The following is a 14,841-nucleotide window of genomic DNA, read 5'->3' on the forward strand; positions in this document are numbered from 1 at the left end:
CCGCAGGCCTGCTTGACCGCCACGACCTCCTCGAACACCTTCAGGTAGTCACCGGCCAGGAACGCGCCCCGGTCGATGACCATGTCGATCTCGCTGGCGCCGTCGGCCACCGCCCGGGCGGTATCGGCGAGCTTGACCTCCAGCGGTGCGCGCCCGGCCGGGAACGCGGTGGCCACCGACGCCACCCCGATCCCGGTCCCGTCCAGAGCGGCCACGGCGGTGGCGACCATGTCGGGGTAGACGCATACCGCCCCGACCCGGGGCGCGGTCCGGTCGGCGGGGTCGGGCAGGGCGGCCTTGGCGCACAGCGCCCGCACCTTGCCGGGGGTGTCGGCGCCTTCCAGGGTGGTCAGATCGACCATGGAGATGGCCAGATCGATCGCTTGGGCTTTCGCGGTGGTCTTCACGGACCGGGTGGACAGGTCCTGGGCGCGGGCTCGGGCGCCGACCTCGTCCACACCCGGAAGCCCCCGAAGGAACGCCCGGAGCGCGTGGTCGGTCATCGCCTCGGGCGCGGATGCGGTGTGGGACACGGGCACCTACAGCTCGGTCGAACGACGGAACGGGCTCCTCCGCCGTGGTCGGCGGGGGCGGCCCGGCCGGGATCGGCGATCCCTCCGGGCCGTCAGGTGGTCACCATAACCCCGGGGGGACAGACCGCCGGTACCCCTCGGCAGCGCACCACCCAAGGTTGGAGGAGAGTCCAAGCCGGCCCCGACGGCGGCATGGTGCTTTCCTCCAATTCACCGGTGAATACCCCCGAAAACGACGCTGCGACGCATGTCCTCGGTCACAGGAGGGTCGAGCGCGGTCTAGACCGGACCCGCCCGGAGGGCGTCCGGCCACGGCGGGCGCGGGGGCGCCCGCGGCACCGGTCGGCGCAGGGGCCGGACCCGTCGCAGGGGCCGCCGCGCATCCTCACGGTCACCGGCGGCGCGCACCCGGCACCCGCGGTGCGTACCCTGTCCCCATGGCGGAGTTCCGGATCAGCAGCGAAGACGGGCAGGTCGACCTGCGCAGGCTGGCGACGGCCCTGGCGGAGTCCCAGGGGTGGGCGCGCGACGACGTGGGCATCTGGGACAACCGGCGCGGCGAGGTCATCGTCACCGTCGACGACGCCCTGCTGCGCCGGCCGGAGCCGGACTTTCGCACCCGGCCCCTGCACACCCCGCGCGACGTGCACCGCGCCTGCGAAATGGTCCACGCCGAGGACCCGACCCTGCGGGGGGTGGACTTCGCGTCGCTGCGCACGGAGGCGGCCCGGCTGTTCTCCGCCGGGTGGACCACCGAGGACGTGCTGCACGCGCTGGGGCACCGCCCCGACGGGGAGCCGTGGCCGCGCGGCCCCGAGCACCGGGGCGGCGAGTGGCTGATGGCCCGGCTGCGCGCCTGGCGCACCCCGGACGGGGACATCCGCCCCTCCCTGTCCCAGGAGGGCGCCCAGCTGCGGGTGATCGGCAGGGCGGGGCTGCCGGTGGACATCGGCCTGCCCTCGGACGCGGCTCCCGGCCTGGGGCCGGTGGCCAGCCCGGCGGTGGCGCGGTCCGCGGCCGACGACGCCCGCAGGCTCATCCGCCAGAACGCCCGCACCACCTCCGACACCCTCGCCCACCGCGACCGGACCTCCTCCACCATCCGCAGGCCGGAGCGGTAGCGGCCGGGCTACCCCCGGCCGCGCAGGGAGTCGACCAGTCCGACGGTCCCGTCCGCGGCCTGCCCCAGGAGGAACTCCGCGGGCCCCCGGTCGAAGACCAGGCGCCAGAAGGTGGCGAAGAGCAGCGCCCCCAGGATGAACCGCTCGGTCAGCCAGGGCGTGTGGAACTCGTACCCGGCGGCCGTGACGAGCATCGAGATCACCACGAGGTGCCCGGTGTAGACGGTCAGCGGCATGCGCCCCACCGAGGTCAGCGGGTACATGACCGTGCGCGCCCGGTCGCACAGCCACATGCACAGGACCAGCACCACCAGGCCCTGGCCCACCGCCTCCAGGATCTCGAAGGTGGTCCCGGTGTGCGGGGTGTTGACGGCCAGCCACCACCACGAGTCGGTCGGGACCTGGCCGGAGATCGACTCGGCCTCCTGCTCGACCTGGTAGCGCAGGTCCTCCAGCAGGAGGGGGTCGGTGACCGCCGACAGCGGCTGCCCGACCAGGGTGGGGGCGCGCAGCTCCATCAGCCGCTCCATGCCGCCCAGCGGCCCCAGGGCCAGCCACGATCCCAGGTAGCCGCACGCGGCGGCCACGGCGCCGCCCAGGAGCAGGCGCAGGCGCACGGTGTGCGCGGTGAGGTCCAGGCGGCCCACCGCCATCCCGGCGGTCACGAAGACCATGAAGGTGATCGCCGGGTAGTAGCCGGTGAGGAAGAACTCGGTGAACGAGGTGACCGCGCCGGTGCGCGGCTCGGCCGGGAACAGGGTGTCGCGCAGCAGGAACGACAGCGGCGGGCCCAGCACGGCCAGCGTGCCCGAGACCGTCCACAGCATCCACGGGCGCAGGCGGACCACGGGCAGCGCGAGCAGGAAGAACCCGCCGTAGTAGGTGAGGATGATCGCGACCGGCACGGCCATCAGGTCCAGCAGCAGGCCGAGCAGGGCGATGAGCAGCGCCCGGGTGGCGATCCGCACCACGGCCCGCAGCAGCGGCTCCCCGGAGGCCGGCCGGGTGCGGCCGGTCATCATCGCCAGCGAGACCCCCGCCAGGAAGGCGAAGAGCGCCGACGAGTTGCCCCGGACGATGCCGTGCAGGTCCCAGGCGTAGTTCTCCGGGGAGAGCACGCCCATGGAGTCCACCCCCAGGTGGACGATGAACATGCCGAACACCGCCAGGGCGCGCGCGGCGTCGATGCCGTCGATCCGGGTCCGGGCGGGAGCCGGACCGGGAGCCGGTGCGGCGATGTCGTCTGGTCGCTTCTGTGCCACGCGGGTCAGGCTATGCCCGTCGGGGGTGTGCCACAATCCGGACCGTTCGCCCCGGTGTGGCCGGGTGCGGCCACCGGCACCGGCGGCCACCGGGCGCCGCCGCGCCGGGGCCCGGGCGCAGCGGCCCCGGCCCCGGCCCCGGCGCGGCCGGTCGCGGGCTCAGTCCGCCAGGGTGCTGAAGCGGTCCAGCGCCCCGGGGTTGGCCAGGGAGTCGCGGCTGGCGACCTTGTCCGGGTCCTGGCCCATGAGGATGCGCTTGACCGGGACCTCCAGGATCTTGCCGGAGAGGGTGCGCGGCACCTCCGGGACGACCCGCACCCGGTCGGGGACGTGGCGGGGGGAGCAGTCGGTGCGCACCCGCCGGGCGATCTCCCGGACCAGGCCCTCGTCCAGTTCGGCGCCCTCGCGCAGGACGACGAAGAGCTCGATGCGGGAGGAGCCGTCGCCGCGGGGCACGTCCACGACCAGGGCGTCGGTGACCTCCTCCAGGGCCAGGACGGCCCGGTAGATCTCGCTGGTGCCCATGCGGACGCCGCCGCGGTTGATGGTCGAGTCGGAGCGGCCGTAGATGATCGCGGTGCCGCGGTCGGTGATCTCGATCCAGTCGCCGTGCCGCCAGACGCCCGGGTACATGGAGAAGTAGCTGTCGCGCAGGCGTTCGCCGTCCTCGTCCCCCCAGAAGAAGACGGGCATGGACGGGGCCGGGCGGGTGACGACGAGTTCGCCGACCTCGCCGGTCAGCTCCCTGCCCTCGGGGTCCCAGGCGGCGACGGCCATGCCCAGGGCCCGGGACTGGATCTCGCCCTCGTACACCGGCAGGGTGGGGGTCCCGCCGACCAGGCAGCTGCACACGTCGGTGCCGCCGCTGGTGGAGAACAGCCACAGGTCGTCGCCGAACTCCTCGTAGACCCAGGAGAACGCCTCGGGGCTGAGCGGGGAGCCGGTGGAGCCGATGGCCTTGAGGCGGGAGAGGTCGCGTCCGCGTCGGGGGTGCACGCCGTCCTTCATGCAGGAGGCGAGGAACCCGGCGCTGGTGCCGAACACGGTCACCCCGGCCTCGTCGGCCAGGTCCCACAGGGCGCCCAGGTCCGGGGCCGCGGGCGAGCCGTCGTACAGGACGATGGAGGCCGGGGTCAGCAGCACGCTGACCAGGAAGTTCCACATCATCCAGCCGGTGGTGGTGAACCACATGACCCGGTCCCCCTCCTGCGCGTCCAGGTGCAGGTGGAGGTTCTTGAGCTGCTCCAGGAGGATGCCGCCGTGGCCCTGGACGATGGCCTTGGGCAGGCCGGTGGTGCCCGAGGAGTAGAGCACCCACAGGGGGTGGTCGAAGGCGACGGGGGTGAACTCCAGCACGGCGCCCGCGCCGGAGGCCTCCAGCGCGGACCAGGCCAGGGTGCCCCCGGCGGGCTCGGCGCCCGGCCGGAGGTGGTCGAGCAGGACCGTGTGCTCGACGGTGGGCAGGGCGGCGCGCAGCTCCTCGACGACGGGGCGGCGGTCGAAGTCCTTGCCGCCGTACCGGTAGCCGTCGACGGCCAGCAGCACCTTGGGCTCGATCTGGGCGAAGCGGTCGATGACGCTGCGCACGCCGAAGTCCGGCGAACAGGAGGACCAGACGGCGCCGAGGGAGGCGACGGCGTAGAACGCGGCGACGGTCTCGGGCAGGTTGGGCAGGTAGGCCGCGACCCGGTCGCCTGGCCCCACCCCCATCCCGCGCAGCCCGGCGGCGATGGCGGCGGTGCGGTCGCGCAGTTCGCCCCAGGTCCACTCGGCCAGCGGGCGCAGCTCCGTGGCGTGGCGGATCGCGACCCGGTCGGGGTCGCGGCCCTCGAACACGTGCCGGGCGTAGTTGAGGGTGGCGCCGGGGAACCAGAGGGCGCCGGGCATGGTGTCCCGGGCGAGGACGCCTTCGGCGGGGGTGTCGAACCGGACGCCGTAGTACTCGCGGACCGCGTCCCAGAAACCGTCGACGTCGGTGACCGACCAGCGCCACAGGGCGTCGTAGTCGAAGTCCCCGTCGGTACCGAAGGCCTCGACGCCCCTGTGCTCTGCCACCCACCGGGCGAACGCGACGATGTTGGAGGACGCCACCGTCTCCTCGTCGGGTCGCCAGAGCACACGGGGCACGCTGCTCTCCGTCATTGGCCCGCCTTCCATTCGCGTCGCTGTGTGTTGCCGTGAGGTCCATCTAACAGCACGCCATGACGGGGGCCACCCCCCGGGCTCCCCCGGAAGGGGGCCGGGTGGCGCCGGGAAGTGCGCAGGTCACACCGTGTGCGCGCGGCCTGTGGCGGACCCACTGCCGGGCGCTCTCCAGCAGTGGGGAACCACCATTGACAGCCGCCGCGGCGGCCGTGTCCGCCCGCGGGCGGGACCGCTCACAGGTCCGCCCGCGGCCGGGCGCGGGCCCCGGCTCACAGGCCGCGCAGGGCGCGGACCGCCGCGACGGGCGACTCGACCACCGGGCAGCCGGTGGCGGCCAGCCGCTCGGGCGCCATCAGGCCGGTGGTCACCAGGATCGAGTGCGCCCCGGCGGCCCGGGCGGCGCGGGCGTCGTCGTCGATGTCGCCGATGAGCACGACCGTGGCGGGGTCGACGTCCTGGGCCGCCAGGTGGTGCACCAGGTGCTCGGCCTTGGAGTCCGCCACGGTGTCGTACCTGCGGCCGTCGACCCGGGTGAAGTGGGAGGCCAGGCCGCGCTCGGTGATGAGCGGGAACACGTGGTCGTGCGAGGCCATCGACAGCAGCGACTGGCTGCGGCCGGTGCCGGCCCAGTCGAGCAGGACATCGGGGACGCCCTGCGCCAGCTCACAGGAGGGCAGGTGGCGCAGGTAGTCCTCGTCGTAGAGCTTCTCCAGGCGCTCCCACTCCCCCTCCAGGAGGCTGCGGCCCAGCAGCTCCTCGTAGAGGGGGACGAGCGGGCGCCGGAAGACGGTCCGCCAGTGGTCGATCTCGACCGGGTCGCGGCCGTACGCCGCGCAGACGGCGTTGACCGCGGCGAGGTTGGCGTGGTTGTCGTCCAGGAGGGTGCCGTTCCAGTCCCAGACGATGTGGGTGATGTCGTTCGGAGGAAAAGTCAGTTCGGTCATCACCCGCACTTTACGCGGCCCCGGCCGCCCGGCGCGGGCCGCGTCGGGCGTCTCAGGCCGGAGCCGCCGGGCCGGTGGCCTGCCCTTCCGCGCCGCGCTCGGCGCGCAGTCGGCGGCTGCGCCGTACCAGCAGCGCCCCCGCGGCGGCCAGCGCCGGGACCACCAGCAGGATCAGGACCGGCAGCAGGATGGCGGCGATCGAGGTGAGGAAGCTGACGACGTCCTCCAGGAAGGAGACGAACGGGGCCGCGCAGCCCGCGGTGACCGAGTTCGCGGCCAGCCTGCCGAGGAACTTGAGCACGTGGAACACCAGGGCGATGACCACGCCCGCGACGACCGGCCCCCAGGAGACGTCCCCCTGGGCGGTCGCTCCGGAGGCGGCGCCGGTGATCTCGGAGAGTTCCACCGCGGACGCCCCCGCGCCGAAGACGATGCCGCCGGAGGTGGGGCGCACGACGGTCTGGATCACGTCGTTGACGCTGTCGACCGCCGGGAACTTGTCGGCGAGGAACTCGACCACCAGCAGCACGGCGAGGAGGACGAGGGTGACCGGGTGCTCCAGCCAGGTCCAGGCGTCGCCCAGGACCAGCAGGTCGGTGAAGCGGGCGATGAGGCCCACCAGCAACAGGGGGATGTACGCGTTCAGTCCCGCCGCGGTCGACAGGCCGATGCCGGTGAGTGCAGTGAGCAAGAGGGGCCCTTCCGGATCCGGGGCGCGGGCCCCGGTCCGGCGGGCGCAGGCCGACGGGCCGGCCCGCGCCGGTTCACCCTGGATGATGCCGGACGGGGCCCTGTGGTTGCGGTCGGTGCCGGATCACTGGCGGTAGTTCTCCACCTCGGACACCGGGCGGGCCCGTGCGTCCTCGGGGTCCTGGCCGTGCTCCTCGCGGGCCCGCCGCTGGCGGAGCAGGTCCCAGCACTGGTCGAGCGCCTGCTCGACCTCCTTCATACGGCCCCGCTCCTCGGCGGACAGGCCGCCGGGGGTGTCCCGCAGGGCGTGCTCTTCGTCCATCAGGCCCCTGATGGTGGACAGGATGTCGTTGTCGGCGCTCGGCTCCATGGGGCCATGGTGCTGCGGGCCCGGGGCGAGGGCAAGCCTCCCGCCCCGGGCTTGCCCAGATCAGCCCTGACGTTTACGGGCGGCGGCCGGGACGGCGGGGAACGCCGGGACCGCCGGCGCGCCACCTTCCGTGATCGGCGGCGCCCGCGGGGAACACTCCGGGTGACGGGCGCCCGGGGGCGGCGCGGGGCGCGGCACACCCTACGCCCCTGTTCGTCTGGGAAACTCCTCCTAAGGGCCCCGGCGGAGGAATGCTCCGCCACGCCGGGCGGTTCAATACCTGGAGGGGGTATTGTTCATGGCATCTGATCAGGAACGACACGGAAGCGGGACCATGGCTGCGACCCACGGTTACAGCAATGACAAGCAGAGCCACATCAACCGACTCCGCCGCATCGAGGGGCAGATCCGCGGCCTTCAGCGCATGGTCGAGGACGACCAGTACTGCATCGACATCCTCACGCAGACCTCCGCCGTCAACAGCGCCCTGCGCTCCTTCGCCCTGGCGATGCTGGACGAGCACCTCAAGCACTGCGTCGCCCACGCGGTCGCCAACGGCGGCGAGGAGGCCGACGCCAAGGTCAAGGAGGCGTCGGAGGCCATCGCCCGGCTGGTCCGCTCCTGATCCCCCCGCCCCGCGTCGTTCCGGGGGCGGCGGCCGCGACGGCCGCCGCCCCCGTCCGCGGTCTCAGGAATCGCCGTAGCGGGCCCTGAGGTTGTCCAGCAGCCGCGCGCCCTCGCGCCCGGCCGACTCCGCGTCGAGGTAGTCCACGGCCTCGTTGGCCACGAACGAGGACGGGCGCCCGTCGTCGGCGAAGCCCATCCGGGACACGTCCCCGCCGATGAGCGCGCGGATGCCCCAGTTGGCCAGGATCCGCGCCCGCGCGTTGGGCGAGGGCACCGCCATGAGGTGGTAGCCGCGGGTGGCGCCCAGGGCCGCGAGCCCGGTCAGCTCCAGGTCCATCACCCGGGCCAGCGCGTCCTTGCCGCTCAGGTCCACGACCAGGCCCAGGTCCCGGTGGCGGAACTCCCGGAGCGGCCGCCCCAGGAGGGAGGCCACGGCGTTGTCGGCCGCCGTCACCGCCTGCCGGGTCGCGTACTGGGCCGTGGGCGGGCAGTAGGGCGCGTCCCCGGACAGGTCGGGCACCGCCGCGGCGTCGCCCAGGGCGAACACCTCCGGCGCGTCGGGCACCCGCAGGTCGGCCCCCACCTCCAGGCGGCCTCGCTGGGTCGGGCTTCCCAGGGTCTCCATCAGCGGGCTGGGGGACACGCCCGCCGTCCAGATCAGGGTCCGGCAGGGCAGCGCGCGCCCGTCGGTGAGCACCACCTTGTCCGCGGTGACCTCGCGCACCGACACCTTGAGCTTGACCTCGATGCCCAGGTTGCGCAGCAGGTCCAGGGCCTTGCGCCCGAGCCGGTCGCCCAGTTCGGGCAGCACCTTGGGGGCGATGTCCACCAGGTGCCAGCGGATCACCGAGCGCAGCTCGGGGTAGCGCCTGGCGGCCTCCTCGCACAGGCGCATGAGCGAGGCCGCGGTCTCCACCCCCGTGTAGCCGCCGCCGACCACGATGAACCGGCAGCGCTCCTCGCGCTCGACCGGGTCGGTGCTGTCGTTGGCCAGCTCCAGCTGGGCGAGCACGTGGTCGCGCAGCAGGACCGCCTCGGCCAGGGTCTTGGCGCCGTAGGCGTGCTCGGTCAGCCCGGGGATGTCGAACGCCCTGGTGAGGGCCCCCGGCGCCAGGATCAGGCGGTCGTAGCGGACCGGGGTCAGCTCGCCGGTGGCCCGGCGCACCACGACGACGCGGTCGTCGGTGTCGACCCCGACCGCGTGGCCGGGGACCAGGCGCGTCTCGCGGGTCAGCCGGTGCACGGACATCGCCACCGACTGGGGTGTCAGGAGCCCGGACGCCACCTGCGGCAGCAGCGGGCTGTAGAGCATGTAGTCGTGGGGGGCGATCAGCGCGATGTCCGCCGCCCCCGCCGGGATCCGGCGTTCCAGGCGACGCAGGGCGTGGATGCCGCCGAACCCCGCGCCGACCACCACGATCCGAGGCCGAGCCATATCTTGCTCCTTCTCCGTGTCGGTCGCCGTCACTGGCGGCCCTACCCGATACGGCCGAATGTAGAGCCGCGGCCGGCCGGCCCGAAGCCACCGGACCGGGCCGTACCCACCTCTTGGCGACCTCTTTGTCGGCTTTCGCCCTGGGAGGGAGGGGCCGGGTCAGGACCCGTCGGCGGCGGGCCCGGCCAGGGCCGCGGCGCCCATGCCCAGCAGGAGGTCGGCCATGTGCGCGCGGGGCAACTCCCCGCGGCTGTGCGGGGTGGAGTTGAGCAGGCCGAACACGGCGTGGACCGCCGCCCGCAGCACGGGCGCCGGCGTGTCCGGGCGCGTCTGGGAGAGGACGCCGACCCACTCCTCGACGTATCCGCGCTGGAGGCGGCGCACGCGGCGCCGGTCCTCCTCCGTGAGGTGGTGCAGCTCCCGGTCGTGCACGGTGATCAGCGCGGGTTCGTCCAGCGCGAACTCGATGTGCCCGCGCAGCAGGGCGGTCAGCGCGGCCCCGGGCCCGTCCGCCCCGGCGACCAGGTCCCGCCCGCGCGCGGCCAGCCGCTCGCTGACGTCGACGAGGATCGCGCCGAGCAGCGCCTGCTTGCCGGGGAAGTGGCGGTACAGGGCGGGGCCGGTGGTGCCGACGGCGCGGCCGATGTCGTCGATGAGCACGCTCCGGTAGCCGCGCTCGGCGAACAGCTCCGCCGCCGCGCCCAGGAGCGCCGTACGGCGGTCGCCCGCCGGTCTGGACACCATGCCCGCTCCGTTCCCCTCCCGCCCGGCGATTCTTCGCGCCGAACCGTGGACACCCATGTTAATGGTCACTAACATCGGCGATGTTAGTGACCATTAACACCCCTCCACGAGAGGACAGCATGAGCAGGGCATCCGTACTCGGCTCGGCGGTGGACACCGCCGGACCCGCGTTCGCCGCCAACGACGCGGCGAACCGCGCCCTCGCCTCGGAGCTGCGCGAGCGGATCGCCACCGCGGCGCTGGGCGGCCCCGAGAAGTCCCGCGCCCGCCACGTCGAGCGCGGCAAGCTGCTGCCGCGGGACCGCGTCGACCACCTCCTGGACCCCGGCTCCCCCTTCCTGGAGATCGCCCCCCTGGCCGCCCACGGGATGTACGGGGCCGACGGGCGGGACGCCCCGGGTGCCGGGATGATCGCCGGGGTGGGCCGGGTGGCCGGGCGGCCCACGGTGGTCGTCGCCAACGACGCCACCGTCAAGGGCGGCAGCTACTACCCGATGACCGTCAAGAAGCACCTGCGCGCCCAGGAGGTCGCCCTCCAGAACCGGCTGCCGTGCGTGTACCTGGCCGACTCCGGCGGCGCGTTCCTGCCCCTCCAGGACGACGTGTTCCCCGACCGCGACCACTTCGGCCGGATCTTCTACAACCAGGCCACCATGTCCCGGCTGGGCATCCCGCAGATCGCCGCGGTGCTCGGCTCCTGCACCGCCGGGGGCGCCTACGTCCCGGCGATGAGCGACGAGGCCGTGATCGTCCGCGACCAGGGCACCATCTTCCTGGGCGGCCCGCCGCTGGTGAAGGCCGCCACCGGCGAGGTCGTCACCGCCGAGGAGCTGGGCGGCGGCGACCTGCACTCGCGGGTGTCGGGCGTGACCGACCACCTGGCCGACGACGACGCCCACGCGCTGTCCATCGTGCGGCGCATCGCCGGCACCTTCGGCCCGCGGGGCGGGCCGGCCTGGGAGACCCGCGACCCGCGCCCGCCCGCGCTGGACCCGCAGGAGCTGTACGGCGTGGTGCCCGCCGACACCCGCACCCCCTACGACGTGCGCGAGGTGATCGGACGCGTCGTGGACGGCAGCGAGTTCACCGAGTTCAAGGCCGAGTACGGGACCACCCTGGTCACCGGGTTCGCGCACATCCACGGGCACCCGGTGGGGATCGTCGCCAACAACGGCATCCTGTTCGCCGAGTCGGCCCTCAAGGGCGCCCACTTCATCGAGCTGTGCGACCGGCGCTCCGTCCCGCTGGTGTTCCTGCAGAACATCTCCGGGTTCATGGTGGGCCGCGACTACGAGGCCGGGGGCATCGCCAAGCACGGCGCGAAGATGGTCACCGCCGTGGCCTGCGCCCGCGTCCCCAAGTTCACCGTCGTCGTCGGCGGCTCGTTCGGGGCGGGCAACTACTCCATGTGCGGCCGGGCGTACTCCCCCCGGTTCCTGTGGATGTGGCCCAACGCCCGCATCTCCGTCATGGGCGGAGAGCAGGCGGCCTCCGTGCTCTCGACCGTGCGCCGCGACCAGCTGGCCGCGCGCGGCGAGGAGTGGCCTGCCGAGGCCGAGGAGGAGTTCAAGGCCCCCATCCGGAACACCTACGAGGAGCAGGGCAACCCCTACTACTCCACCGCGCGGCTGTGGGACGACGGCGTCATCGACCCCGCCGACACCCGCGACGTGCTCGCCATGGCCCTGTCCGCCGCCCGCCACGCCCCGCTGGAGCCCGTGGGCTACGGCGTCTTCCGGATGTGAGGAACCCTTGACCACGACCGTACTCGTCGCCAACCGGGGCGAGATCGCCCTGCGGGTGATGCGCACCCTGCGCCGCATGGGCCTGGGCGCGGTGGCGGTGCACACCGACGCCGACGCCGACGCCCCGCACGTGGGGGCCGCCGACCTGGCCGTACGCGTGCCCTCCTACCTGGACGCCAACGCCCTCGTCGCCGCCGCCGCGGAGACCGGGGCGGCCCTGGTCCACCCCGGCTACGGCTTCCTGTCCGAGAACGCCGCGTTCGCCCGCGCCTGCGCGGACGCCGGGCTGGTGTTCATCGGCCCGCCGCCCGCCGCGATCGACGCGATGGGCGACAAGATCCGCGCCAAGGAGAAGGTGTCCGCCGCCGGGGTCCCGGTGCTGGGCGGCTTCACCGAGGAGCCCGGGGCCCCGCTGTCCGACGACGCGCTGCTGGAGCGGGCCGCCGCCACCGGCTACCCGCTGCTCATCAAGCCCTCCGCCGGGGGCGGCGGCAAGGGCATGCGCGCCGTCCACTCCCCCCGGGAGCTGCCTGCGGCGGCCGCCGCGGCCCGGCGCGAGGCCCTCGCCTCGTTCGGGGACTCCACCCTGCTGGTGGAGCGGCTGGTCCTGCGGCCCCGGCACATCGAGGTGCAGGTCCTCGCCGACGCCCACGGCAACGTCGTCCACCTGGGCGAGCGCGAGTGCAGCCTCCAGCGCCGCCACCAGAAGGTGGTGGAGGAGGCCCCCTCCCCCCTGCTCACCGACGGGCAGCGGGCCGCCATGGGCGAGGCCGCGGTGGCCGCCGCCCGCTCCTGCGGGTACGTGGGCGCGGGCACCGTCGAGTTCATCGCCGAGGCGGGGGACGGCGGCGGCCTGGCGTTCTCGTTCCTGGAGATGAACACCCGGCTCCAGGTGGAGCACCCGGTCACCGAGGAGGTCGTCGCGGTCCGCGGCGAGCGCGGCCTGGACCTGGTCGGGCTCCAGGTGCGGGTGGCGCTGGGCGAGCCGCTGCCGTTCGGCCAGGACGACGTGTCCTGGTCCGGGCACGCCGTGGAGGCCCGGATCTACGCCGAGGACGCCGACCGCGGGTTCCTGCCCAGCGGCGGACCGGTGCTGGCCCTGGCCGAGCCCTCCGGCGAGGGCGTCCGGGTGGACTCGGGCATCGCCGCGGGGAGCGAGGTGACCTCGGCGTTCGACCCCATGCTGGCCAAGGTGGTCGTGTGGGAGCCGGACCGGGCCGCGGCGCTGCGCCGCGCCGACGACGCCCTGGCCGGGTACCTGCTGCTGGGGTGCGTCACCAACACCGCGTTCCTGCGCCGCCTGCTGCGCCACCCCCGGGTGGCCTCGGGGGACCTGAGCACCGACCTCATCGAGACCGCCCCGCCGGAGGCGGCCCCCGAGGGAGTCCCGGACGAGGTGTACGCGGCCGCCGCCCTGGACCACATGCTGGACCTGGAGCCGCCGGAGCCCACCGCCGACCGGTTCGCCGTCCCCGACGGCTGGCGGGCCGGCGGGCCCGCCTGGACGCCGTGGCGGCTGCGCGCCCCCGGCGGCGGGGCCGTCCCGGTCCGGGTGCGCCGCGACGGGTCCGGCTTCTCGGTGGCCGTGGGCGCCGCCGACCCGGCCGCCGCCCGCGCCCGCCGCGACGGCGACCGGCTCACCGTGTCCTACGGGGGCCGCACCCGCACCTACCTGCGGGCCGCCGACCCGGCCACCGCCCACCGCTGGCTGGGCGCCGACGGCACCGCGTGGACCCTGCACGAGGAGCCGGTCGGCGCCGCCCTGCGCGGCGACGAGGCCGCCGCCGACGGCACCGTGCGCAGCCCGATGCCCGGCACGGTGCTCGCCGTGCCGGTGGCGGTCGGCGACGCGGTCACCGCCGGCCAGGCGCTGGCCGTCGTCGAGGCCATGAAGATGGAGCACTCCGTCACCTCACCCGTCGACGGCACCGTGGCCACCGTCGCGGTCCGCCCCGGCACGCCCGTCCCGATGGACGCCGTGCTGGTCGTCGTCGAGCCCACCGGGCCCCCGGACACCCCCGGCGGCCCGTCCGCCCACGCCACCAGCGAGGAGAACCAGCGTTGAACCGCCACCAGCTGTCGACCGAGCACGCCGACCTGCGGGCCGCCGTGGAGGAGTTCGCCCGGACCGAGGTCGCCCCGGTCATCGGGGAGCACTACGAGAACCGGACCTTCCCCTACGAGGTCGTCGCCAAGATGGGGCGGATGGGCCTGTTCGGCCTGCCCTTCCCCGAGGAGCACGGGGGCATGGGCGGGGACTACTTCGCCCTGTGCCTGGCCCTGGAGGAGCTGGCCCGGGTGGACTCCTCGGTGGCCATCACCCTGGAGGCCGGGGTGTCGCTGGGCGCGATGCCGCTGTACCGGTTCGGCTCCCAGGAGCAGAAGAAGGCGTACCTGCCCCGCCTGACCTCGGGCGAGGCGCTGGGCGCGTTCGGCCTGACCGAGCCCGACGGCGGCTCCGACGCGGGGGCCACGCGCACCACCGCCCGGCTGGAGGACGGGCGGTGGGTGATCAACGGGACCAAGTCGTTCATCACCAACTCCGGGACCGACATCACCGCGCTGGTCACCGTCACCGCCGTCACCGGCCGGCGGGAGGACGGGCGCCCGGAGATCTCCGCCATCCTGGTGCCCGCCGGGACCCCCGGGTTCTCGGTCGGGCAGAAGTACTCCAAGGTGGGCTGGAACGCCTCCGACACCAACGAGCTGGTGTTCGAGGACTGCCGGGTGCCCGAGGCGAACCTCGTGGGCGAGCGCGGCCGCGGGTACGCCCAGTTCCTGCGGATCCTCGACGAGGGGCGCATCGCCATCGCCGCGCTGTCGGTGGGCCTGGCCCAGGGCTGCGTGGACGAGAGCGTGCGCTACGCCCACGAGCGGCGGGCGTTCGGCAACGCCATCGGCCGCTACCAGGCGATCCAGTTCAAGATCGCCGAGATGGAGGCCCGCGCGCACACCGCGCGGCTCGCCTACTACGACGCCGCCTCGCGGATGCTCGCGGGCGAGCCGTTCAAGAAGGAGGCGGCGATCGCCAAGCTGGTCGCCTCCAACGCGGCCATGGACAACGCGCGCGACGCCACGCAGGTGTTCGGCGGGTACGGGTTCATGAACGACTACGCCGTGGGCCGCTTCTACCGGGACGCCAAGATCCTGGAGATCGGCGAGGGCACCAGCGAGGTCCAGAAGATGCTCATCGCCCGTGAGCTGGGGCTCCCGGCCTGAGGGCCG

General features: G+C 74.2%; 12 protein-coding genes and 1 pseudogene. 5 read left to right on the plus strand and 8 right to left on the minus strand.

Annotation, left to right across the window (positions count from 1 at the left end; translation table 11 throughout):
- A pseudogene (locus tag BUE45_RS16810) lies at positions 1–539 on the minus strand (deoxyribose-phosphate aldolase); the annotation flags it as partial.
- A gap of 431 nt (positions 540–970) precedes the next feature.
- Between BUE45_RS16810 and BUE45_RS16815 the strand changes: the two are divergent.
- Positions 971–1,654: a hypothetical protein gene (locus BUE45_RS16815; RefSeq protein ID WP_073380299.1), complete on the plus strand. Its 684-nt coding sequence runs from the start codon at positions 971–973 to the stop codon at positions 1,652–1,654.
- Positions 1,655–1,662: 8 nt separating this feature from the next.
- On the opposite strand, the gene BUE45_RS16820 is transcribed toward BUE45_RS16815, so the two are convergent.
- From BUE45_RS16820 to BUE45_RS16840, 5 genes are all read right to left on the minus strand, one after another.
- A complete protein-coding gene (locus tag BUE45_RS16820; protein ID WP_073380300.1) occupies positions 1,663–2,916 on the minus strand; it encodes a heparan-alpha-glucosaminide N-acetyltransferase domain-containing protein in 1,254 nt (417 codons plus the stop codon).
- Positions 2,917–3,075: 159 nt separating this feature from the next.
- Positions 3,076–5,058: an acetoacetate--CoA ligase gene (locus tag BUE45_RS16825; RefSeq protein WP_073380301.1), complete on the minus strand. Its 1,983-nt coding sequence runs from the start codon at positions 5,056–5,058 to the stop codon at positions 3,076–3,078.
- Positions 5,059–5,330: 272 nt separating this feature from the next.
- Positions 5,331–6,005, minus strand: a complete 675-nt coding sequence (locus tag BUE45_RS16830) for an HAD family hydrolase (protein ID WP_073380302.1) — start codon at positions 6,003–6,005, stop codon at positions 5,331–5,333.
- A gap of 52 nt (positions 6,006–6,057) precedes the next feature.
- Positions 6,058–6,696, minus strand: a complete 639-nt coding sequence (locus BUE45_RS16835) for a DUF4126 domain-containing protein (RefSeq protein WP_073380303.1) — start codon at positions 6,694–6,696, stop codon at positions 6,058–6,060.
- A 123-nt stretch (positions 6,697–6,819) separates the two neighbouring features.
- The gene (locus BUE45_RS16840; RefSeq protein WP_073380304.1) at positions 6,820–7,065 is read right to left on the minus strand and encodes a DUF2630 family protein; all 246 of its coding nucleotides are present in this window, start codon (positions 7,063–7,065) and stop codon (positions 6,820–6,822) included.
- 334 nt (positions 7,066–7,399) lie between these two features.
- Between BUE45_RS16840 and BUE45_RS16845 the strand changes: the two genes are divergently transcribed.
- On the plus strand, positions 7,400–7,690 hold the full coding sequence (locus tag BUE45_RS16845) for a metal-sensitive transcriptional regulator (protein ID WP_073380305.1): 291 nt from the start codon (positions 7,400–7,402) through the stop codon (positions 7,688–7,690).
- Positions 7,691–7,753: 63 nt separating this feature from the next.
- Here BUE45_RS16845 and BUE45_RS16850 read toward each other — a convergent pair whose 3' ends face one another.
- Positions 7,754–9,127 carry an NAD(P)/FAD-dependent oxidoreductase gene (locus BUE45_RS16850; RefSeq protein WP_073380306.1) on the minus strand — a complete coding sequence of 458 codons (1,374 nt, stop codon included), beginning with the start codon at positions 9,125–9,127 and terminating at the stop codon, positions 7,754–7,756.
- Between the two features lie 159 nt (positions 9,128–9,286).
- Complete coding sequence (locus BUE45_RS16855; protein ID WP_073380307.1) at positions 9,287–9,871, minus strand: SACE_7040 family transcriptional regulator; 585 nt, start codon at positions 9,869–9,871, stop codon at positions 9,287–9,289.
- Between the two features lie 119 nt (positions 9,872–9,990).
- On the opposite strand from BUE45_RS16855, the gene BUE45_RS16860 reads away from it, so the two are divergent.
- Genes BUE45_RS16860 through BUE45_RS16870 form a run of 3 tightly spaced genes read left to right on the plus strand, consistent with a single transcriptional unit; the run spans position 9,991 to position 14,835 of the window.
- On the plus strand, positions 9,991–11,616 hold the full coding sequence (locus BUE45_RS16860) for a carboxyl transferase domain-containing protein (protein WP_073380308.1): 1,626 nt from the start codon (positions 9,991–9,993) through the stop codon (positions 11,614–11,616).
- Between the two features lie 7 nt (positions 11,617–11,623).
- Entirely contained in the window at positions 11,624–13,681 is a 2,058-nt protein-coding gene (locus BUE45_RS16865) for an acetyl/propionyl/methylcrotonyl-CoA carboxylase subunit alpha (protein ID WP_073380309.1), read from the plus strand.
- Positions 13,678–14,835 carry an acyl-CoA dehydrogenase family protein gene (locus BUE45_RS16870; protein ID WP_073380310.1) on the plus strand — a complete coding sequence of 386 codons (1,158 nt, stop codon included), beginning with the start codon at positions 13,678–13,680 and terminating at the stop codon, positions 14,833–14,835. The genes BUE45_RS16865 and BUE45_RS16870 overlap by 4 nt, the downstream gene beginning before the upstream one ends.
- Positions 14,836–14,841: the final 6 nt, after the last annotated feature.

Source organism: Nocardiopsis flavescens, assembly GCF_900141985.1.
GTDB classification, from domain to species: Bacteria; Actinomycetota; Actinomycetes; order Streptosporangiales; family Streptosporangiaceae; genus Nocardiopsis; species Nocardiopsis flavescens.